The organism is Pseudomonas sp. GOM7, assembly GCF_026723825.1.
Taxonomy (GTDB): Bacteria; Pseudomonadota; Gammaproteobacteria; order Pseudomonadales; family Pseudomonadaceae; genus Aquipseudomonas.
On sequence record NZ_CP113519.1, the window covers coordinates 1,519,564 to 1,539,505 of the forward strand.

At 61.8% G+C, this 19,942-nt stretch carries 22 protein-coding genes; 15 read left to right on the forward strand and 7 right to left on the reverse strand.

All coding sequences use genetic code 11. From position 1 onward, the window contains the following. The 7 genes from OU800_RS06860 (at position 1) to OU800_RS06890 (ending at position 3,494) form a co-directional block, all read left to right on the forward strand. Positions 1-330, forward strand: coding sequence for a Na+/H+ antiporter subunit C (locus tag OU800_RS06860; RefSeq protein WP_268182265.1), 330 nt, complete (start codon positions 1-3; stop codon positions 328-330). Next, a complete protein-coding gene (locus OU800_RS06865; RefSeq protein ID WP_268182268.1) occupies positions 327-1,832 on the forward strand; it encodes a monovalent cation/H+ antiporter subunit D in 1,506 nt (501 codons plus the stop codon). The genes OU800_RS06860 and OU800_RS06865 overlap by 4 nt, the downstream gene beginning before the upstream one ends. Continuing rightward, positions 1,829-2,332: a Na+/H+ antiporter subunit E gene (locus OU800_RS06870; RefSeq protein WP_268182270.1), complete on the forward strand. Its 504-nt coding sequence runs from the start codon at positions 1,829-1,831 to the stop codon at positions 2,330-2,332. The genes OU800_RS06865 and OU800_RS06870 overlap by 4 nt, the downstream gene beginning before the upstream one ends. Next, positions 2,317-2,586, forward strand: coding sequence for a K+/H+ antiporter subunit F (locus tag OU800_RS06875; RefSeq protein WP_037049014.1), 270 nt, complete (start codon positions 2,317-2,319; stop codon positions 2,584-2,586). Before OU800_RS06870 ends, OU800_RS06875 begins: the two co-directional genes overlap by 16 nt. 146 nt (positions 2,587-2,732) lie before the next feature. Continuing rightward, positions 2,733-3,065 carry a Na+/H+ antiporter subunit G gene (locus OU800_RS06880; protein ID WP_268182275.1) on the forward strand — a complete coding sequence of 111 codons (333 nt, stop codon included), beginning with the start codon at positions 2,733-2,735 and terminating at the stop codon, positions 3,063-3,065. A gap of 21 nt (positions 3,066-3,086) precedes the next feature. Then, positions 3,087-3,227 carry a hypothetical protein gene (locus OU800_RS06885; RefSeq protein ID WP_268182277.1) on the forward strand — a complete coding sequence of 47 codons (141 nt, stop codon included), beginning with the start codon at positions 3,087-3,089 and terminating at the stop codon, positions 3,225-3,227. Between the two features lie 57 nt (positions 3,228-3,284). Further along, positions 3,285-3,494: a hypothetical protein gene (locus OU800_RS06890; RefSeq protein WP_268182279.1), complete on the forward strand. Its 210-nt coding sequence runs from the start codon at positions 3,285-3,287 to the stop codon at positions 3,492-3,494. Positions 3,495-3,538: 44 nt separating this feature from the next. Here the strand turns inward: OU800_RS06890 and OU800_RS06895 are convergent, their stop codons facing one another. The 3 genes from OU800_RS06895 to OU800_RS06905 form a co-directional block, all read right to left on the reverse strand. After that, on the reverse strand, positions 3,539-5,146 hold the full coding sequence (locus OU800_RS06895; RefSeq protein WP_268182280.1) for an NAD(P)/FAD-dependent oxidoreductase: 1,608 nt from the start codon (positions 5,144-5,146) through the stop codon (positions 3,539-3,541). Positions 5,147-5,309: 163 nt separating this feature from the next. Further along, the gene (gene gap, locus OU800_RS06900) at positions 5,310-6,317 is read right to left on the reverse strand and encodes a type I glyceraldehyde-3-phosphate dehydrogenase (protein WP_268182281.1); all 1,008 of its coding nucleotides are present in this window, start codon (positions 6,315-6,317) and stop codon (positions 5,310-5,312) included. A 101-nt stretch (positions 6,318-6,418) separates the two neighbouring features. After that, the gene (locus OU800_RS06905; RefSeq protein ID WP_268182283.1) at positions 6,419-7,081 is read right to left on the reverse strand and encodes a COG3650 family protein; all 663 of its coding nucleotides are present in this window, start codon (positions 7,079-7,081) and stop codon (positions 6,419-6,421) included. 122 nt (positions 7,082-7,203) lie between these two features. On the opposite strand from OU800_RS06905, the gene OU800_RS06910 reads away from it, so the two are divergent. From OU800_RS06910 to OU800_RS06945, 8 genes are all read left to right on the forward strand, one after another. Next, positions 7,204-8,085, forward strand: coding sequence for an RluA family pseudouridine synthase (locus OU800_RS06910; RefSeq protein ID WP_268182284.1), 882 nt, complete (start codon positions 7,204-7,206; stop codon positions 8,083-8,085). A gap of 109 nt (positions 8,086-8,194) precedes the next feature. After that, positions 8,195-10,654 (forward strand): type VI secretion system Vgr family protein, encoded by a 2,460-nt coding sequence (tssI, locus tag OU800_RS06915; protein WP_268182286.1) that lies wholly within the window; start codon positions 8,195-8,197, stop codon positions 10,652-10,654. 12 nt (positions 10,655-10,666) lie between these two features. Then, positions 10,667-12,862 carry a phospholipase D-like domain-containing protein gene (locus OU800_RS06920; RefSeq protein WP_268184458.1) on the forward strand — a complete coding sequence of 732 codons (2,196 nt, stop codon included), beginning with the start codon at positions 10,667-10,669 and terminating at the stop codon, positions 12,860-12,862. A gap of 43 nt (positions 12,863-12,905) precedes the next feature. Further along, positions 12,906-13,715 (forward strand): tetratricopeptide repeat protein, encoded by an 810-nt coding sequence (locus tag OU800_RS06925; RefSeq protein ID WP_268182288.1) that lies wholly within the window; start codon positions 12,906-12,908, stop codon positions 13,713-13,715. A 40-nt stretch (positions 13,716-13,755) separates the two neighbouring features. After that, entirely contained in the window at positions 13,756-14,172 is a 417-nt protein-coding gene (locus OU800_RS06930) for a tetratricopeptide repeat protein (protein WP_268182290.1), read from the forward strand. Further along, positions 14,138-14,563, forward strand: coding sequence for a hypothetical protein (locus OU800_RS06935; protein WP_268182292.1), 426 nt, complete (start codon positions 14,138-14,140; stop codon positions 14,561-14,563). Before OU800_RS06930 ends, OU800_RS06935 begins: the two co-directional genes overlap by 35 nt. A 32-nt stretch (positions 14,564-14,595) precedes the next feature. Beyond that, positions 14,596-14,811 carry a hypothetical protein gene (locus tag OU800_RS06940; protein WP_268182293.1) on the forward strand — a complete coding sequence of 72 codons (216 nt, stop codon included), beginning with the start codon at positions 14,596-14,598 and terminating at the stop codon, positions 14,809-14,811. 10 nt (positions 14,812-14,821) lie between these two features. Then, positions 14,822-15,193 carry a hypothetical protein gene (locus tag OU800_RS06945; RefSeq protein ID WP_268182295.1) on the forward strand — a complete coding sequence of 124 codons (372 nt, stop codon included), beginning with the start codon at positions 14,822-14,824 and terminating at the stop codon, positions 15,191-15,193. Between the two features lie 59 nt (positions 15,194-15,252). On the opposite strand, the gene OU800_RS06950 is transcribed toward OU800_RS06945, so the two are convergent. The 4 genes from OU800_RS06950 to OU800_RS06965 are packed head-to-tail and all read right to left on the reverse strand — an operon-like array spanning position 15,253 to position 19,934. Continuing rightward, on the reverse strand, positions 15,253-16,725 hold the full coding sequence (locus tag OU800_RS06950) for a right-handed parallel beta-helix repeat-containing protein (protein ID WP_268182297.1): 1,473 nt from the start codon (positions 16,723-16,725) through the stop codon (positions 15,253-15,255). Between the two features lie 14 nt (positions 16,726-16,739). Continuing rightward, positions 16,740-17,846 carry a polysaccharide lyase gene (locus OU800_RS06955; RefSeq protein WP_268182298.1) on the reverse strand — a complete coding sequence of 369 codons (1,107 nt, stop codon included), beginning with the start codon at positions 17,844-17,846 and terminating at the stop codon, positions 16,740-16,742. Next, a complete protein-coding gene (locus OU800_RS06960; protein WP_268182300.1) occupies positions 17,837-19,240 on the reverse strand; it encodes an alginate O-acetyltransferase AlgX-related protein in 1,404 nt (467 codons plus the stop codon). The genes OU800_RS06955 and OU800_RS06960 overlap by 10 nt, the downstream gene beginning before the upstream one ends. 49 nt (positions 19,241-19,289) lie before the next feature. Continuing rightward, on the reverse strand, positions 19,290-19,934 hold the full coding sequence (locus tag OU800_RS06965; RefSeq protein WP_268182303.1) for an alginate O-acetyltransferase AlgF: 645 nt from the start codon (positions 19,932-19,934) through the stop codon (positions 19,290-19,292). Positions 19,935-19,942 lie beyond the last annotated feature (8 nt).

The window sequence follows — 19,942 nt, forward strand, 5'->3', positions numbered from 1 at the left end:
ATGGAGGCGCTATTTGCCGTCGCGCTTGGCATTCTGACCTCGAGCGGCGTGTATCTGCTACTGCGAGCCCGCACCTTCCCGGTGGTGATGGGCCTGACCCTGATTTCCTATGCGGTCAACCTGTTCCTCTTCGCCATGGGGCGCCTGCAGACCGGCGCTTCCACTGTGATCGGGCTTGGCTCGCGCTACGTCGACCCGCTGCCGCAGGCGCTGGTGCTGACCGCCATCGTCATCGGCTTCGCCATGACCGCCTTCGTCGTGGTGCTGGCACTGCGCAGCGTCGGTGAGCTGAGCACCGACCACGTCGATGGCCGGGAGCAGCATCGATGAACCATGCGTTGATCCTTCCTCTGCTCCTGCCCATGTTGGCAGGCAGCCTGCTACTGGTAGCCGCGCGCCGCGACATGCCGTTCAAGCGGCTCGTTTCCGTCGCTGCCACGGCCTTGCTCGTACCGCTGAGCCTGTGGCTGCTGCTACAGGCCGACCAGGGCGTGATTCAGGTCTATGCCCTGGGCAACTGGCAGCCGCCGTTCGGCATCGTGCTGGTGCTCGACCGTCTCAGCGCGCTGATGCTGGTCGTGACCTCGGTGTTGGCGTTGTTCGCCGTGCTCTATGCCATGCGTGGCGACGACGAGCGCGGGCGCAACTTCCACGCCCTGTTCCAGTTCCAGTTGCTGGGTATCAACGGTGCCTTTCTCACCGGCGACCTGTTCAACCTGTTCGTCTTCTTCGAGATCCTGCTGATCGCCTCCTACTCGCTGCTGCTGCATGGCGGTGGCAAGGATCGGGTGCGGGCGGGTCTGCACTATGTGGTGCTCAACCTGGTCGGCTCGGCCTTCTTCCTGATTGCCGTGGGCACGCTGTATGGCGTTACCGGCACGCTGAACATGGCCGACATGTCGGTACGCGTCGCTGCCGCCGGTGCCGATCATGCACCGCTGATCGCTGCCGCGGCCATGTTGTTGCTGGTGGTGTTCGGCCTCAAGGCGGCGTTCCTGCCGCTGTACTTCTGGCTGCCGCGCGCCTATGCCGCGGCCACCGCGCCGGTGGCGGCGCTGTTCGCCATCATGACCAAGGTCGGCCTGTATTCGATCCTGCGGGTCTACACCCTGGTGTTCGGCGACGAAGCCGGCAACCTCTCGCACATGGTGCAGGAGTGGCTGTGGCCGCTGGCCCTGCTGACCCTGGCGCTGGGTGCCATCGGTGCCTTCGCCTCGGTCACCCTGCAAGGCATGCTTGCCTATCTGGTGGTGCTGTCGGTGGGTACCTTGCTCGCCGGCATGGCACTGGGTACGCCCGAGGCGCTGCAGGCCGCGCTGTTCTACCTGATTCACAGCACCTGGGTGGCGGGGGCGCTGTTCCTCATCGCCGACCTGATCAGCCGCCAGCGCGGCATCAAGGTGGGCCAACTGATCCAGGGGCCGGCGCTGCAGAACCCGCATATTCTCGGCGCGCTGTTCTTCGCCGGCGCCATTGCCGTGGCCGGGTTGCCGCCACTGTCCGGTTTCTTCGGCAAGGTGCTGCTGCTCAAGGCAGTCGGGACGGGTTGGGAGGCCGCGCTGCTGTGGCCAGTGGTACTGATTGGTGGCCTGGTGACCCTGATCAGCCTCAGCCGCGCCGGCAGCACGCTGTTCTGGCGCGTCGGCCTGAGCCAACTGGACAGTGCCGAACTCGATACTGGCCGCCTGCTCGCGGCTATCGGCCTGCTGCTGATGAGCTCGCTGCTGGTGGCCTGTGCCGCGCCGGCACTGGATTATCTGGCCGCCACGGTGGCGCAGCTGCATGACCTGGAGAGTTACCACATGATCCTGCACAGCGGAGGTGGCGCATGAGCGCACGTCGCTGGTTGCCACATCCGCTGCTGAGCCTGTGCCTGCTCGGCGTCTGGCTGTTGTTGGTGAACGATTTCAGTTTTGGCCAATGGTTGCTGGGGGCATTCCTCGGCTGGCTGATCCCCCTGGTCAGCCAGGTGTTCTGGATCAACCCGCCGCAGATCCGCAAGCCGCTCAAGCTGTGCCTGTTCCTGCTGCGTGTGCTGGGCGACATCGTGGTGGCCAATCTGGAAGTGGCCAAACTCATCCTCGGCCCGACCAGTCGCCTGCGCCCGGCTTTCGTCGAGGTTCCGGTACAACTGGACGACGAGTTGGCGCTGACCATGCTCGCCAGCATCGTGTCGCTGACGCCGGGCACCGTCTCGGCCGACCTCAGCGATGACAAGCGCACGCTGCTGATCCACAGCCTCAACGTGGATGACGAGGCAGAGCTGGTGCGCACCATCCAGACCCGTTACGAAGCCCCGCTGCTGGAGGTATTCGCATGCTCGCGTACGTGATCCCGATCTGCCTGGCCATCATGGGCCTGGCACTGGTGCTGACCCTGGCCCGGCTGATCAAGGGCCCGGACATGCCCGACCGCATCCTGGCGCTCGATACCCTGTACATCAACGCCATCGCCCTGCTGGTATTGTTCGGCATCTGGCTGGGCTCGGATCTGTATTTCGAGGCGGCGCTGCTGATCGCGGTGATGGGCTTCATCGGTACCGTTGCAGTCGCCAAGTATCTGCTGCGCGGCGACATCATCGAATAAGAACGATCTGCTGCGCGTCGGCCCTGCTGCGTTAAAAACAGGCTCGGAATGCTCATGTACAAAAGTACACTCCGCTTCCTCACCTGTTTTTGCCTTGCATGGCGCTAGCTCGCGAGATCGTTGAATCGTTCTACGGAGATTGCTGTATGCAAACTTGGATCGAAGGCCTGGTCGCCCTGTTTCTGCTAGTCGGCAGCCTGTTCGCCCTGGTGGGCGCCATCGGCCTGTATCGTCTGCCGGATTTCTTCATGCGCCTGCATGGCCCGACCAAGGCCACCACCATGGGCGTGGGCGGCATGGTCATCGCTTCGCTGATCTACTTCGGCACGCGCGGCAATGGCATCAGCCTGCACGAGCTGTTGATCACCCTGTTCCTGTTCATCACCGCGCCGGTCAGTGCACACATGCTGGCCAAGGCTGCATTGCAGCAGAAGCTGCCGCTGAACGAGCGGACGCGTGGGCGCCCCTGGGAGCAGTGAGGGTGTAGTCGCAGCGAACGCATGATGATCAAGCGTCTGGCTGCGATTACCTTACTGGCTGTGCTGCAGCCATTGCTGGCACTGGCGCTCTACAACAGTGCTTTCGGTGCTTATCGGCAGATAGTTGGCAGCATCCGTCGTGATATCAGCTACGGCCTGTAGCTGCATCATTCGCTCTATGTATTTGTCATTCTGGCGCTGGCCAATGCGATCTGGCTGATGAGTTGCCGCAGTCGACGCAGCGGCCTGATCGGCTGCTGCATCTGCCTGGCGCTGTGGACGCTGTACTGGGCCAATTGCTTCACCAGCATGCCGCTGCGCAGCGTGCTGGTGGTCGGCGTGGGTGTACTGGTTCTGGCGTTGCCGGCAGCGCTGTTGCCACTACGTTTCCGCCACGGTTCGCAGCTCGATGCCGTATATCCGCGATAGGGCCTGGGGATGGTCAATCCATCAGCGCCAGCAGGAGCCTGGAGCTAGCGAGCGAGCATGTCCTTGATCACTGCCTCGGCCACGCGAATGCCATCGACGCCTGCAGAGAGAATGCCGCCGGCATAGCCCGCGCCTTCACCGGCTGGGTACAGGCCCTTGAGGTTCAGGCTCTGCAGGTCGTCGCCACGTGTGATGCGTACCGGCGAGGAGGTGCGCGTCTCGATACCAGTGAGCACCGCATCAGCCAGATCGAAGCCCTTGATCTGCTTGGCGAAGGCCGGGATCGCCTCGCGGATGGCTTCGATGGCGAAGTCCGGCAGCGACGGCGCCAGGTCGCCCAGTTTCACCCCTGGTTTGTAGGATGGCTGCACTTCGCCCAGTGCGGTGGACGGCGTGCCCTTGATGAAGTCGCCGACCAGTTGTCCCGGCGCTTCGTAGTTGCGTCCGCCGAGCACGTAGGCGTGCGATTCCAAGCGCTCCTGCAGCTCCACACCGGCCAACGGGCCGCCGGGATAGTCCTGCTCGGGGGTGATGCCGACGACGATGCCGGCGTTGGCGTTGCGCTCGTTGCGCGAATACTGGCTCATGCCATTGGTGACCACGCGCTCCGGCTCGGAGGTGGCAGCGACCACGGTGCCGCCCGGGCACATGCAGAAGCTGTAGACCGAGCGACCGTTGCTGGCGTGGTGCACCAGCTTGTAGTCGGCGGCGCCGAGTTTCGGGTGGCCGGCATACTTGCCCAGGCGCGCGCGGTCGATCAGCGACTGCGGGTGCTCGATGCGAAAGCCCACCGAGAAGGGCTTGGCCTCCAGGTACACGTCACGGGCATGCAGCATGCGGAAGGTATCGCGCGAGCTGTGGCCGAGGGCGAGGATCACGTGGCGGCTGTTGAGCTGCTCGCCGCTTTCCAGCACCACGCCGGTAAGTTGGCCGTCTTCCATGAGCAGGTCGCTGACGCGCTGCTGGAAGCGTACTTCACCGCCGAGGGTCTTGATCTCCTCGCGCATGGTGGCGACCACGCCGGTCAGGCGGAAGGTGCCGATGTGTGGCTTGCTGACATAGAGAATCTCGTCTGGCGCGCCGGCCTTGACGAACTCTTCCAGCACCTTGCGCCCGTAATGGTTGGGATCCTTGATCTGGCTGTACAGCTTGCCGTCGGAGAAGGTGCCGGCGCCACCTTCGCCGAACTGCACGTTGGAGGTGGGGTCGAGCACGTTCTTGCGCCACAGGCCCCAGGTGTCCTTGGTGCGCTGGCGCACTTCCTTGCCGCGCTCCAGCACGATGGGGCGCAGGCCGGCCTGGGCCAGGATCAGCGCGGCGAAGATGCCACAGGGGCCGAAGCCGACCACGATGGGGCGCTCGTCCAGCGGTGCCGTGGCCTTGCCCACCGGCTTGTAGCGGATGTCCGGCGCTGGGCCGACGTGCTTGTCGTCTGCCAGGCGCGCCAGCAGCGCCGCTTCGTCTTTCACTTCGCAATCGAGGGTGTAGATGAACGGCATGTCGCCGTACTTCTTGCGCGCATCGTAGCTGCGCTTGAACACGCTGAAGGCGATCAGCTCGGCGTCCTCGAGGCCCAGACGCTGGACGATGGCCGGGCGCAGGGCCTCCTCGGGATGGTCGAGGGGCAGTTTCAGTTCGGTCAGGCGAATCATGGCGAATATCCCGCTGGGCCGGTGGTGATCCGGCAAGATCAAGAAGGGCGGCGATTGTACAGGATCGCCGCCTTGCGGTCGTCGCCTGCAGGGCATGGATCGATCGACGTAGCCCGGATGCAATCCGAGGTACCGGGCATAGCTGCCCTGGATTGCATGCGGGCTACTGACGGGTCAGATGATGCCAGTGCAGCAGCACATCGAGCATGCGGTTGGCGAAGGCCCATTCGTTGTCGTACCAGGCCAGCACCTTGACCAGATCCTCCTGCACGCGGGTGTGGTTGAGGTCGACCACGCAGGACACCGGGTGGGCGTTGAAGTCGCTGGACACCAGCGGCAGCTCGTTGCATTCCATCACCCCCGGCAACAGGCCCAGGGCGCCGGCTTGCAGAGCAGCGTTGATGGCGTTGCGACTGGCTGGGCGCTCGGCGCTGAAGGTCAGGTCGAGCAATGACACGTTGGGCGTCGGCACGCGTACCGACAGGCCGTCGAGACGGCCGGCCAGCTCCGGCAGCACCAGGCCGATGGTTTTTGCCGCGCCAGTGCTGGTGGGAATCATCGACAGCGCGGCGGCGCGGGCGCGGTAGAGGTCGTCATGGGCCTTGTCCAGCAGGTTCTGGTCGTTGGTGTAAGCGTGCACGGTGTTGACCAGGCCCTGACGGATGCCCACCGCCTCATGCAGCACCTTGGCCAGCGGTGCCAGGCAGTTGGTGGTGCAGGAGGCATTGGAGACGATCTGCTGGGTCTTCAGCAGGTCATGGTTGACGCCGTACACCACGGTCAGGTCGGCGCTTTCCAGCGGGTGCGAAAGCAGCACGCGCTGCGCGCCGGCGGTCAGGTGCTGCTCGACCTGCTCGCGCTGCTTGAACTTGCCCGAGCATTCCAGCACCAGATCCACCCCCAGATCACGCCAGGGCAGATTGACGGCTTCTCGCTCGCTGAGCAGGTGGATCGCTTGGCCACCGAGGTGCAACTGATCGCCGTGCAGATCGACCTGGCCGGGGAAGCGGCCGAAGGTGGAGTCGAAGCGGGTCAGATGGGTGAGGGTGGTGTAATTGCCGAGGTCGTTGATCGCGAGCAGGCGGATGCGTTGCTGCAGATCTCGTTGCACCAGGGCGCGCACCAGGGCGCGACCGATGCGCCCGTATCCGTTCAGGGCTATGCGTAACATGGCGGTCTCCTTCCATCATTGGCTCTTTCAGCTTAGGTGGTGGAAGGAGGCCCTGCGCGAAAACCGAGCGCGTGTCGGCAATCTGCGCTGTCAATCCCTGTTCAGTTGCGCATGCCACCGAAATGGGCGCAGCCGCGCAGCACCTGGCCGTCGAGACGCAGCTCGGCACTGAGGTGATTGAGCGTGCCGCTCATGGCGTCGACGCAACGCTGCGGCGCGACCCACAGCTCCAGGCGCTGACCATTGGCCTCGCTGCTGAAGCTGATGCGCTCGTCCGGCAGTTGTTCTTCCAGATAGGGCAGGGCCAGGGGGGGCTGATTCGAGCGATTGAGCACCAGACCCTTGCTGCCGACTTCCACCTGCCAGGCCGGCTCGTTGCCGCTGGCACGTAGCACCAGGCGCTTGAAGTTGAGGTCGTCGCAGCCATGGCCTTCGGCCTGCAGGCGATACACCCGGCTGACCTCGAAGCGGCCATCGCTGCCCTGGCCCTGACTGCCGCCCAGCTCTCCGGCCAGATCGGCGAACAGGCTGCCATGGCCGTCGGCCAGCAGGTTTATGGCCTCGCGCTCGATGCCGCTACCGCTGAGGCTGAAGTGGCGTTGTTCCTGGCAGGGGGTGAACAACAGGGCGCCGTTCTGCACTTGCACCTCACCTTGCAGGCGCGTGGCTGGGGGCGGGCCTTCGGGCTTGCCGGTATAGACCTGGCAGGCGGTCACGAGGGGGAGCAGGGCGAGGGTGGCGAGCAGGCTGCGGGTGATGGACATGGGGGCCTCCGAAGGAAGCCGCCACCATAGCCACAGCGTGGCCTCGGCTCAAGTCGTTCGCTTTGACGCAGCGCGCCGGCTGCGGCCTAATGCGCCGGTTGATTGCGTTCGGTTCGTTCTCCATGTCCAATTCCGCCATGCGTCCCAGCACCCTCCATCTGCCGCAGGGCGACTGGGCCACGGTGCTCGACTGCCTGTGCGAGCACTTCCCGGCCATCGACCGAGCCACCTGGCTCGAACGCATGTCACGCGGACGGGTACTGGATGCCGATGGCACGCCCATCGGTGCGGCGCATCCCTACCGCGCTGGCCTCAAGGTGCGTTACTTCCGCGAGGTGCCAGCGGAAACGCCTATCCCCTTCGAGGAACAGGTGCTGTGGCAGGACGAACACTTGCTGGTGGTGGACAAACCGCACTTCCTGCCGGTGATGCCGGCTGGCGAGTACGTCGAGCAAACCCTGCTGGCGCGCCTGGTCAGGCGTACCGGCAACCCGGATCTGGTGCCGATCCATCGTATCGACCGACTCACCGCCGGGCTGGTGCTGTTCTCCTGCCAGCCGAACACGCGCGGTGCGTACCAGGCGTTATTCCGCCAGCGTGAGGTGCACAAGCGTTACGAGGCCATCGCCCCGGCCTTGCCGCAGCTCGAATTTCCCCATGTGCACCGCTCGCGCATGGTGGAGGGCGAGCCATTCTTCCGCATGCAGGAGGTGGCGGGGGAGGCCAATAGCGAGACGCATATCGAGGTGCTGGAGCGCCGTGGCCAGTGGTGGCGCTACGGCTTGTCGCCGGTGACCGGGCGCAAGCACCAGTTGCGCGTGCACCTGGCGGGGCTCGGCGCGCCAATCCAGGGCGACGACTTCTATCCGCAGCTCAGCAGCTACCGCAATCAGCCCGACGATTACACCAGGCCGCTCAAGCTGCTGGCCCGTGGCCTGCGCTTCGTCGACCCGCTCAGCGGCCAGGTACGCGAGTTCCACAGCGCCTTGCAGCTCGCATGGTGAGTGCTCGCATAGCGTGACCCACATCATGCTATCGCCCCGCCAGCATTGAATTGCCGCCTCGCTGCGTGCAGTCTGCTGGGCACTCACTTCACGGAGGAAGGATGACGGCATGTTCAACCCGGCCAACGAAACCCATTTCAGCCTGAACATCGAGGGTGTCGAGCACGACCTGCAGGTGCTCGAATTCAGCGGGCGAGAGGCCGTCAGCCAGCTCTACCGCTTCGACGTGGAACTGATCAGCGAGCGCCCCGACCTCGACCTCAAGGCCCTGCTACAACAGCGCGCCTTTCTCGCCTTCAGCCCCAATGGCGACGGCATCCACGGCATCATCCACCGCGCCGAGCAGGGCGAGTCTGGCAAGCGCCTGACCCGCTATCGCCTGAGCCTCGTGCCGCAGCTCAAGCTGCTCGAATACCGCATCAACCAGCGCATCTTCCAGCATCTGAGCGTGCCGCAGATCGTCGCCCAGGTGCTGGAAGAGCACGGCATCGTCCAGGGTGGCTACGAATTCCAGCTCGGCCCCACCGTCTACCCCGAACGCGACTACTGCGTGCAGTACGACGAGAGCGACCTGCACTTCATCCAGCGCCTGTGCGAAGAGGAAGGCATCCACTACCACTTCCGCCACAGCGAAAGCGGCCATGTGCTGGTGTTCGGCGACGACCAGAGCGCCTTCGCCAAGCTTGGCCGGCCCACTCCCTACGTTCAGGACAGCGGCATGACCGCCGACGACCCGGTGCTCAAGCGCCTGGCCTTGCGCCTGGAAACCCGCACCCGGCGCACCACGCGCCGCGACTACGACTTCGAGCAACCGCGCCTGTTGCTGGAAGCCACCTACCAGGGCGATAAGGCCGGCGAGCTCGATCACCTGCCCGCCCTCGAAGATTACGACTACCCTGGCCGCTACACCGACCGCACCCGCGGCAAGCACCTGGCCAAACGTGCCCTGGAACGCCACCGCAGCGACTACCAGCAACTGCAAGGCAAGAGCGACCAACCGCGCCTGGTCAGCGGCCACCTGCTGGAGATCTCCGAACACCCGCAGCGCGAATGGAACGCCCTGTGGCTGCTCACCGAAGTGCAGCACCAAGGCAAGCAACCGCAAGTCTTGGAAGAGTCCATCACCAGTGATTCAGCCCTACGCCGAACGGCTCCCTCGCCCCTTTGGGGAGACGACTACAGGGATGTAGGAGGTAGAGCGACGCAGGATGCCAAAGCCGAGGGGGACAAGAGCGACACCGACTTTACCCAGGGCTACCGCAACCGCTTCCTCGCCACCCCCTGGGACGTGCCCTTCCGCCCACCGCTGAAACACCCCAAACCCAAGGTACTGGGCAGCCAGACCGCCGTGGTCACCGGCCCTGTCGGCGAAGAAATCCACTGCGACCAGTATGGCCGGGTGAAGGTGCAGTTCTTCTGGGATCGCGAAGGCCAGGCCGACGACAAGACAAGCTGCTGGCTGCGCGTCAGTTCGAGCTGGGCGGGTGATCACTACGGCGCCATCACCATCCCCCGTATCGGCATGGAGGTACTGGTCACCTTCCTCGAAGGCGACCCCGACCAACCGCTGGTCACCGGCTGCCTGTACCACGCCGAACACGTCGTGCCCTACGACCTGCCGGCGAACAAGACCCGCAGCGTGTTCAAGACCCTCAGCAGCCCGGGTGGTGGCGGCTATAACGAACTGCGCATCGAAGACCGCAAGGGCGCCGAGCAGATCTACCTGCACGCCCAGCGCGACTGGGACGAAAACATCGAGCACGACCAGAAGATCCGCGTCGGCAACGAGCGCCACGACACCGTGGAGAAGAACAGCTACACCGAGCTGCTGGCCGAGGAACACCTCACCGTCACCGCCGAGCGCAAGGTGGAAGTCAAACCGCAGGATCACCTTACGGTAGGCACCGACCAGCACATCAAACTCGGCACCGCGCAACTGACCAAAGCCGGCCGCGAGATTCACCTCAAGGCCGGGCAGAAAATGGTCATCGAAGCCGGCATCGAACTGACCATCAAGGCCGGCGGCAGCTTCATCAAACTCGACCCTGGCGGCATCACCATCAGTGGCCCACTGGCCCGCCTCAATGCCGGTGGTTCGCCGGGCAAGGGCTCGGGGCTCAAGATCAAGCCCCCTGTGCTGCCAGGCGCAGCCGATAGTGACAAGGCGGGGAGTTTGTTGGAGCAGGCCGTTGGTAATGCCGTTGAGCCACGCCCTAACCAGCTAGCGGTTCGTCTGGCTCCATTGCCTAATTTGCCGGGCTATGCGGACGAGCCTTATCAGCTTTTCGCCGACGGTGCGTTGCTGGAGAAAGGTTTCTCCGATGCGCAAGGCTATGTGCGCTTCGAGCATCGCCCCGGCACGCAGGCTTATGTGATCGAAACCGTCAACGGGCATCGTTTCACCCTGGCCGTGAAAGAACAGCCCGATGCTCAGAGTCGCTCGCTGAGCGAACGACTGGGGCGCCAGGGATATCGTGACTACCCTGCGCAAGCGGCCTCACTGGAGCCTCTTCGAGATATTGCCGATTTCCGTCGACTGTTGGCGGGACAGCACAAGGATACCGAGTAAAAGGACTTAGACATGACCTACCTCGATCAGAATCTCAGCCTGTCTCTGGACGACCGTAGCGCCACGGTGACACTGGACTGGTTCGCCCACCTCAAGAACCCGCTGAGTCCACCACGGCCAGCCGGCAACGTCGTGACGCCGCTCGTCTGCGGCGAGGAAGCCTTCGCCAAGGTGTATGAGTGCATCGAAAAGGCTCGGCACAGCGTCGATATCATCAGTTGGGGCTTCGACCCGGCGATGCGTCTCAAGCGCGATGATCCGAACGCACTGCCCCTGGGCGATCTGCTCAAGCGCAAGGCTGAACAAGGCGTGGAAGTGCGTGTGCTGATCTGGAACAACAAGCTCGCCCAGCTCGGGGAAAACTCCGTAATCGGCGAGGGTATGAGTGGCCAGGGCGGCACTTGGCTGGGCTCGGGTCAGAGCGAAGGCCAGCCAGTGGATACTGCCGCGCGTGAACGCAAGCGCCAGGAACTGTTGCTGGAGCAGGAAGAAGAACGCCAGAAGTTGGCAGAGCTGGGGCCGAACGAAGAGGTTAAGAGACGCGCCAGCCGGGATCGGCTCAACAGCATTCAAGGCAAGCTGGATGCCCTGGACAGCGGCTATACCAAGGGCAGCGACTCAGGCGGAACCGCACATGATCCAGATGCCCAGGTCTACACCCGCAACTGGTTTCGCTGGGTACACAGCGGCCAGGTACGCAATATCGAATTCAGGACTAGGGACTTTGATCTCGTCGGCAGCCTGACCTATCACGACGATGTTGGTTTCAGGCTTCATCGGGGGCGCATTCTGATCCTGGGTAGGCTACTGCGGAAGGATCTTTTTCAAGGCACCGAACTGACGGGGTTGCAGATACTGTTGCTCAGCCTGTTCCCCAGCCACCACCAGAAGACCTTGGTCACTGACTACCAGCACCCCGAGTTGGCCGAGGGCTTCGTGATGGGGCACAACCTGCACCGCAACTACTGGGATACCACCGCTCACCTGTATGACGACAAGGCCGCCAACCGTGATATCGGTTTCGGCCCTTGGCAGGACTTGTCCCTGCATGTCAAAGGTCCGGTGCTGTTCGACCTCAACCACAACTTCTGCAATGCCTGGGACAGTGGCACCAGCTGGATCAGACGAATCTTCCAGGGGTCGTTGGCCAGCCAACGGCGCACGACCACGCCGCTCAGCTATATCCAGAACGGCGGCGAGCCAGCGCAGATATGTCGTACTCATCCGAAGGAAGGGCCGGAAGAGGCCATCCTTGAAGTTTATGAGAAGGCGCTGGGTAACGTGCACCAGTACGCCTACATGGAAAACCAGTACTTCCGCTACAAGCCCCTGGCCGAGCGCCTCAAGAACACCGCTGCAGCACGTAAGGCTGCAGGGGCCTTGCATGATCTGCATCTGTTCGTGGTGACCAACAACCCGGAAAGTGGTCACTTTTCCAGCACCTCCTACGACATGATGGAGAGCCTGGGCCAGGCCGAGCTGATGCCATTGGCCCACCGCGACAATCTCTACGATCAGCGCCAGTTGGCCTATCGGGAACGCGAACTCAGCGCACGCCCCGCATCACCTGAGCGTGATCGCGAATTGCAACAGGTACGCAGCAAGATGCGCCAACAGAACATCGACGAGGCGCGTGCCGATGAACTGATCGCGGACGACCCCAACGCCCACTACAACAAGGCTGTCGCTCGCGAGCTGGAACCGGAAATGCTGCCCCCCGAAGGCATGAAGGTCATCGTAGCCACCTTGGTCAGTTGTGACGGCGGCAACTCCGCCTCACCCGTCGCGAAAACCCAAGGCGAACGCCAGACCGAGCAGCAGATCACCGAAACCCTCGGCCCCGAGCAAGGTACGGCGAAATACAAGGCCATCTACGTGCACAGCAAACTGCTGCTGGTGGACGACCTGTTCTTCACCCTGGGCTCAGCCAATATCAACGCCCGCAGCCTGCTTAGTGACTCCGAACTGAATATCGCCATGCCCAGTCCAAAGACCACCAGATTGTGGCGGGAGCGGTTGTGGGAGATGCATTCGAGTGTTTCGGTAACAGCAAATAAGAGCGGCATCAAGAATGTTAAGGCTGATTTCAATATTTGGAATGACGTGATAAGTAAAAACTGGGAATTTCAAAAGAAAAATCGTCCTTTGGTGGGTAATATCGTCAGATTCTGGGATGTGGTGACACCTTATGCGACAGCTGTGGATTAAAGCGCTACTTACTATCACGCTAATTTTTTTAGGATCACAGGGGATGGCTTACGAATTTAAGTGTGTGCACGAAAAGGATACGGCCCCACAGCTTGATAAAGAGGCTGACGGCTGGTTTCAGCAGGCCAGAAATATAAGCAAGGAGCGCTTGCCAGACTGGGCGAAAGTCGCCCAGCTTTATCAGCGAGCTGTTGATAAAGAGCATTGGAAAGCCATGCATAATCTTGCAGAGCTTTATCTGCGCGGTAAGGGGGTGCACAAGGACACTAACAAGGCCATTGATCTTTATCAGCGCATGGTCGAATTGAATGTGCCACTTGGCTATTACGACATGAGTGTTATGGTACAGCGCGGTGTTGGGGTGGTGCAGTCTGACAAGGAGGCTATGCTTTTCCTGATAAAAGCGGCCGACATGGGCAGCCCCCACGCCCAGACTCGAATTGGCTACATATATATATATGATAAAAATCAAGATCCCACTGGATTGGATTACTTGAAGTGTGCGGCCAAACAAGGCTTTGCTGATGCAAATTACAAGCTTGCTACCTATTATGAAGGCATTGACGTCAACTATCCTGTAGCAATGCACTATTATCAGAATGCAGCGGCTTTGGGGGAATCAAAAGGTGCAATGAACATCGAGAGAGTATTCAGAGAGGGGCGGTTCGGTTATGAGCGAAACGAGGAAATCGCCAGCGCCTACGAAAAAATATATGACCAAATAGACGATAATCCCGATGCTCGTTTTCCTAACTTAGCCAAAGACCATCCACTTCCTCCACACCCTGTCCAGGGCTACCATGCCGACAAGGATATCAACTGGAAGCCTACTGGCCGTGCGGACGATTATTAAGGCGGTCACTCTCAGTTTTTTCTGTGCGATGGCGCCAGCCGTGGCTTACGAGTTCAAGTGCGTACACGAAAAGGATACGGCGCCACAATTTGATAAAGAGGCTGATGGCTGGTTTCAACAAGCCAGAAAGATAAGCAAGGAACGCTTGCCAGATTGGGTGAAAGTAGCCCATCTGTATCAACAAGCTGTTGACAAAGATCATTGGAAGGCCATGCATAATCTTGCAGAGCTTTATTTGCGTGGTAAGGGCGTATCCAAGGACACAAATAAAGCCATTGATCTCTATCAGAGAATGGTCGATTTGAATGTGCCGCTTGGCTACTACGATATGAGTGTTATGGTACAGCGGGGCGTGGGGGTGGTGCAGTCTGACAGGGACGCTATGCTTTTTCTGCTAAAGGCCGCAGACCTAGGAAGCCCGCATGCGCAAACTCGAATTGGATACATATATATATGATAAACATCAAGATGCGACAGGGCTAGATTACTTGAGGTGCGCGGCCATGCAGGATTTCGCTGATGCCAATTATAAGCTAGCTAGCTACAACAAGAATATTGATGCAAATTATCCTGTTGCTATGCACTACTATCAGCGAGCAGCGGCTTTGGGAGATCCCAAAGCCGCCATGGTAATTGAGGATGCCTTTCGAAATGGTCTGTTCGAGTACAAAGTTGATGTAATTCTTGCTGAAGACTACAGAAATGTATATAGAAAGCTGAAGGCTGATCCCGATGCTCGTTTCCCTAACTTGGCTAAAGATCACCCGCTTCCTCCACACCCTATCCAAGGCTACCACGCCGACAAGGATATCAACTGGAAGCCTACTGGCCGTGCGGACGATTATTGAATGTCGCATTCAATGTCATGGAAGAAAAACCAATGAAAGCATTCATGATCATTTGTATGTTGCTTTTTGGCGTTCTGGCTTTGCTTTCGGCGCTGTTATGGATGGGAGGCGTGGCAGGTGCGGTGACAGGGGGCGGTAGAGGAACCGATGACCTTGACTATCTGTTGACCTTGTCTGCGGTTTTCCTCGGCTTGGCGTGCATCAGTGGTGTCACCACTTTGGCAGTGCTGTGTAAGAAAAAAACCTAACGCAGCCCTGATGAATACTTGGCTTGCTGGGTTGAAGGTTTTCTGGGCCGTGCTCTCGGGGCTGGCCATGCCCGTTAGCCTGACTGTCGTACCGGTGATGACCGGGAGTGTGCCTTTCTTTGTCGCAGCAGGCTGCTTTTCACTGGCCGGTTGTATCCCTTTTATCAAGCAGCTCTCGATCATTGCGCGGTTCTGTCTGATCATCGCTGTCATCGGCACAGGTCTTATCCATGGTGACCCTCATCGCTGGCCAGATGGTCTATTGCTGACCTTCGGTGTACCGGTGATCCTGTACTTCATGCTGCGAGGTGCATCCAAGAGGCTGAAAAAACTCGGCACTGCGATGCGCAGCTCACAAGAAAAAGCGATGGGCAGAGGTTGAACTCGATCTCCCCATGCTTGCTCGCCCGCTCACAGCCCGCCGCTGTCCACCTCATCCTCTCAGTTACTGCAGGGCTGCCCGGTGCTGGCGCTGTTTGGGCTTTGCGTGATCAGCATGTGGCAATGACGGCGCACTGTGCTGTCGAGGATCTGGCTCTGCAGCGGCAGCAGGTCGCCGATCAGCAGGTTTTGCAGCAGCGGGTTGGCGCGGAACTGGTTGTCGCCGAGCACGGTATTCTGCATGCCTTCCACGCGGATCATGGCCTTGCCGATGTTTTCCAGGGTGTTGCCGCTGATCACCAGCTCGCCGGCGGCCGGCTGGTCGTTGCGCAGGCTGATGGCGTATTCGGGGGTGGAGCTGATGCGATTGCCAAGAATCCAGGCGCCATTGATCTCGCCAGCATCGATGGCGCTCAGGCGGCTGTTGGCGATCAGGTTGTCTTCGATCAGCAGTTGGCTGCCGTCCTTAATCTGGCGCAGCATCATGCCGTAGCCCTGGGAGGCGCCCATGAGATTGCCGCGGATCAGCAGGGCGCCGCTTTGTTCGTTGACTTCGATGGCGCTCTTGCCGGTGTGCAGGATCAGGTTGTCGCGAATGCGCCCGCTGCTGCTGCCGCCGATACGGATGCCGCTGTTGTGCTTGACCCCGTCGATGCGGTTGTCGGCGATGAGGAAGCGACTGTTGCTGATGTCGATGGCGTATTGCTGTAGCTGGTTGAAGCGGTTGTCACGGATCAGCGCGTCGCTGTGGCGCAGTTCCAGGGCGCTGGACATGTTGTCGAACTGGCTGTTGCTGATGAGGATGCGCGCAGGTGGCTGGCTGGGCGCTTGCTGGGTGCTCAGGCCACTGCTGATGCCACGGGAGAAGTTGGCGTTGTAGCCGATCTTCACCAGATGGGCGTTGTCCAGGCGCAGGCGACTGCCGGCCCAGTTCATGATGAAGGGGCGGGTGGGGCGATCGGTGCTGAGTGCGCGACCGTCGCTCCAGCTTTCCAGGCGTGAGTTGCGTACCTGCAGCAGGCCCTGGTTGATCAGCGCTGTGCCGGAGGGGCCGAACAGATAGAGCACCTGGTCATCGATCAGCAGGGCGGCGTCTTCGCCAATCATCAGCGGGTAGCTGAGCAGATAACCGTCCTGGTGGCGACGCAACACCTTGGGGTCGTTCAGTTGCGCTTGCAGTTGCGCCAGGGTGATGGCACCGCCACGAATAACCACGGCCCGTGGATGTTGCGCCTGGTAGCTGGCAACCGCGCGGAACAGGCCGTTGTGCACGAAGGGCTCGAACGGCCAGCTACCGGCCTGGGCCGAGTACATGGGCTCCAGGTGGGCGCTGCCACGCTGGTTGGGCACTGACAGATGCATGGCTGGCGGTTGGCTGTGCTGGAGAATCTGCCGGCGTGGGAGTTGCTGCTGTTGCTCCTGCCACTGGGGATCGAGGGTGCGCAGGGCAGCCGGAGCTGCCTGGGCGAGCAGTGGGCAGGTCATGCAGCTCAGCAGGAGCAGTGCGCGGGAGAGGGGCAGTGCCTGGGGCATGGCGGCGTCCTGTGTCAGTTGAGGCGAGGGTAGAGTGGTTTGAGATCACCACCCACCTGGCTGTAGCCATTGATGTCTTGGCCATATGCCTGGTAGAGGCGTCTGGCCCATGCATGCTGCGGATAGCGGTTGAGAAACGGCAGCAGCCAGACCATCTTGTGCGTGCCGACTTCGGCCTGGCGCTGGGTCAGCTCGGGCAGGGCCTTGGGTTCCAGCACGGCGCGCGCGGCGAAGTTGGCCAGGGCGGCGAACTTGCTGCGCTCCTCTGCGGTGAGCGGCCGGCCATTGGTTTCTGCCGTTTCCACCAGCAAGGTCAGTGGCACCATGGCGTAGTGCGTATAGTCGGCGGCCAGGCGGCCACGGGCGACTTCCAGTGGCAGGTAGGCGTAATCGCCCTGGCCGGCGGTGATCTGGCCGATGGCGCGGCGCAGGGCGACATCGGCCCAGGCCAGGGCGCGGTCGTCGTTGCGCAGCATGGCGCTGGCCGCCACGGCCCAGGCCGCCCAGTAGTCATGGTTGTTGAAGTAGATGCCGGGGTCGTGGCGACGCGGCTCGTATTCGGCCATCACCTTGGCCGAGAGCTGGCCGAGCCAACGCTGCTGCACGCTGCTCAACTGGTAGCGCTGGTCGCTAAGGGCGCGCACCTTGAGCAGGGTGGTGGCGATGGCGGCCAACGCCCATTTGCGTGCGGCCACGCCGGTCTTGCTGGCATCGTCGCTGAGCAGGGCCGATTGGCTGCCCCAGGCGTCGAGCCATTGGCTCAGACAACCCAGAGCGACGTTGGCTTCTTCGGCCTTCTTCGCGCGCTGGAACACTTCACCGGCCTTGATCAGGCCACTGATGTAGTACTGCACCTGCTGGCGAACACGCTGGGTGTCCTTGCTCTGCTTGGCCGTCAGGCGTGACTTGCTGCTGTCGCTCTGGTCGTACTTGCTGTCGAGCTGCAGGTGGCCGGTGTAGGCCGGCGGTGGCGTTTTCGGGCAGCGCTGGTGGCGGTAGTCGTCCACCAGTGCGGATGCCGGCGTGGCCTGGCTGACCCAGATCGATTGCGTGGCGTTGGCACTCAGGGGGCCGAGCAGCAGGACGGTGGCCAGCCACCTGATCGAGGGGGTCACAGGCATAGCTTGGTCTCGATCTGCAGGGGTTGCTCGATGATCTGGGTCGGTTCGAGGAAGACGGACAGCAGGTTGGCGTCGCGGAATTCGGCGGCGCGGCTCAGCTCCAGGTAGTACTGCCCGCTGTTGACGATGGCCTCGCGGCGGAACCACACCTTGTCGCGGGTGCCGTTGTCGTAATAGGTGATGATGTAGAAGTTCTTCAGGTTGGGGTCACTGATGCGGATGTCCAGTACGCCGTCGCGACCTTTGAGATCCTTGCGTTGTGCCCCGGCATTGCTGAGCAGTTCGATGCGATCGTTGAGTTGCAGGCCAGGACGCTCGACGCGTGCCTCGAGTTCGCTGGGGCTGGCCTTGCAGCCGCCGTTGACCGCTGGCACCAGTTGCCGGTAGGTGATGTCGCCATCGAGGCGGTAGTTGGCCGGCAGTTCCCAGATGATCAGCTTGGGCGCCTTGTCCGGCGCATAGTTGTCGGACAGCAGGTATTGCAGCAACGAGCCATCCTGGCCGGCGCCGGGCAGGGCGTAGTTGACCAGGTCGCTGCTCAGGTATTGCTTGAGGAAGCCGTCGAAGTTGAACTGCTTGGTTTCGTCTTCACGGGCGGCGGAGTTACTGGTACCGACCAGGACGATCTCGGGCTCGGGCTGTTCCTCGAACAGCAGGGCGGCGTCGTTGCTTTCCGGGACGGTCTGGTAGCCCGGTACGAATTGATTGCCGTAGCGGTTGCCGCAGATCGCGTTGAGGCCGAGGTTGAGGGTGCCGTCCTTGAACAGGGTCATGTTCTGCTCGGTCTTGTAGCCCTTGTGTGCGAGCTGGGCGTAGACCGGCTGTTGACGGATGGTGTCGGCGGTGACCCTGGCGATGGCCTCGGCGCCCACCGGGGTCCAGTGGTGGTCGCGGCGGAAGAAGAAGTCCTTGGGGGGCTGCTGCACCAGGCCCATGATGTCCGGCACTATGGCGCCTGCGTCGCGCATCTGCTGCAGGAAGTTGCGCAGGTTGCCGCTGGCGCGGGCGTAATCGAAACCGTGCGCTTGCCCCGGCAGAAGCTGGGCGCGATGCATCAGGCCACGGGTCGGTTGTACCGCCATCACCACCTGGGTGCCATGGCTGGCGAAGGCGCGCATCAGGCGGGCGAACTCCGGCTGCATGGCGGCCGGAATGCCGAAGTCGTTGGTCAGATCCACTTCGGAACGGAACAGCCAGTGGTCACGGCCCGGCACGAGCTGCTTGAGCGCCTTCATGTTGCCCTGGGCGTATTCCTCGGGTGCACTCAGTTGCGGGCAGATCAGGCATTGCAGATCCGCGCAGTCATCGGCCTGGCTCGCCGGCGCCGCGGCGAAGCTGGCCTGCATGCCGCCCACCAGCAGGCTGCCGATGGCCAGGGAAAGGTAGTGTTTCATCTTCGTCGGGATCATCGTCCGCTTACTCGTAGGGCCTGCTGGTCGGAATTCATTCGGTGGCGTCGATGCTGTTGGCCAGGGTGATGGCGCGGTAGCCATTGCCTGCCGGCAGCAGGGCATAGCTGTAGGAACGGCCCTTTTTCAGGAACAGTTCGTCGAAGCTGGCCAGCTTGTCGTTGTCGGCGTAGGCGGCGAAGGCGATCTTCAGCTCGTTGACCATGCGGCTGCCGGTCTGGTCGCGTTGCAGGGTGTCGACCACCACATGTTGGCCATCGACGGTCTTCAGCGCGGCGGGCTTGTCGGTGAAGTTGTAGAAGGCGATCTGCGCCTTGCGCGGTTCGTCGACGAACTTGTCGGTCAGCAGCAGCAACTTGCCGTCGCGGTAGATCACGGTGCTGGCCGTGTTGGCCTTGAGCTCGCTCTCCAGGGTCTGCCCGTCGGCGCTGATGATCTGCTTGCCCGGTGCGACGAAACGATAGCCACCGAATTGCCCGCTGTTGACGAGCTGGGGCTTGTTCTTGCCGCTCAAGCCGACTTCGATGTTGCGCTCGCTCAGGTTCAGCACCCGGACGAAAGCCGAGTTGGCCGGTGCCACCGGGTCATAGAGGTCGGCATTGCCGTCCTGGGCCGCCTGGGCAGCGGTGCAGCCGATGATCAGCAGCATGAACAGGGCGCGAAGCGGGGAGATGGGCATGAAGCACC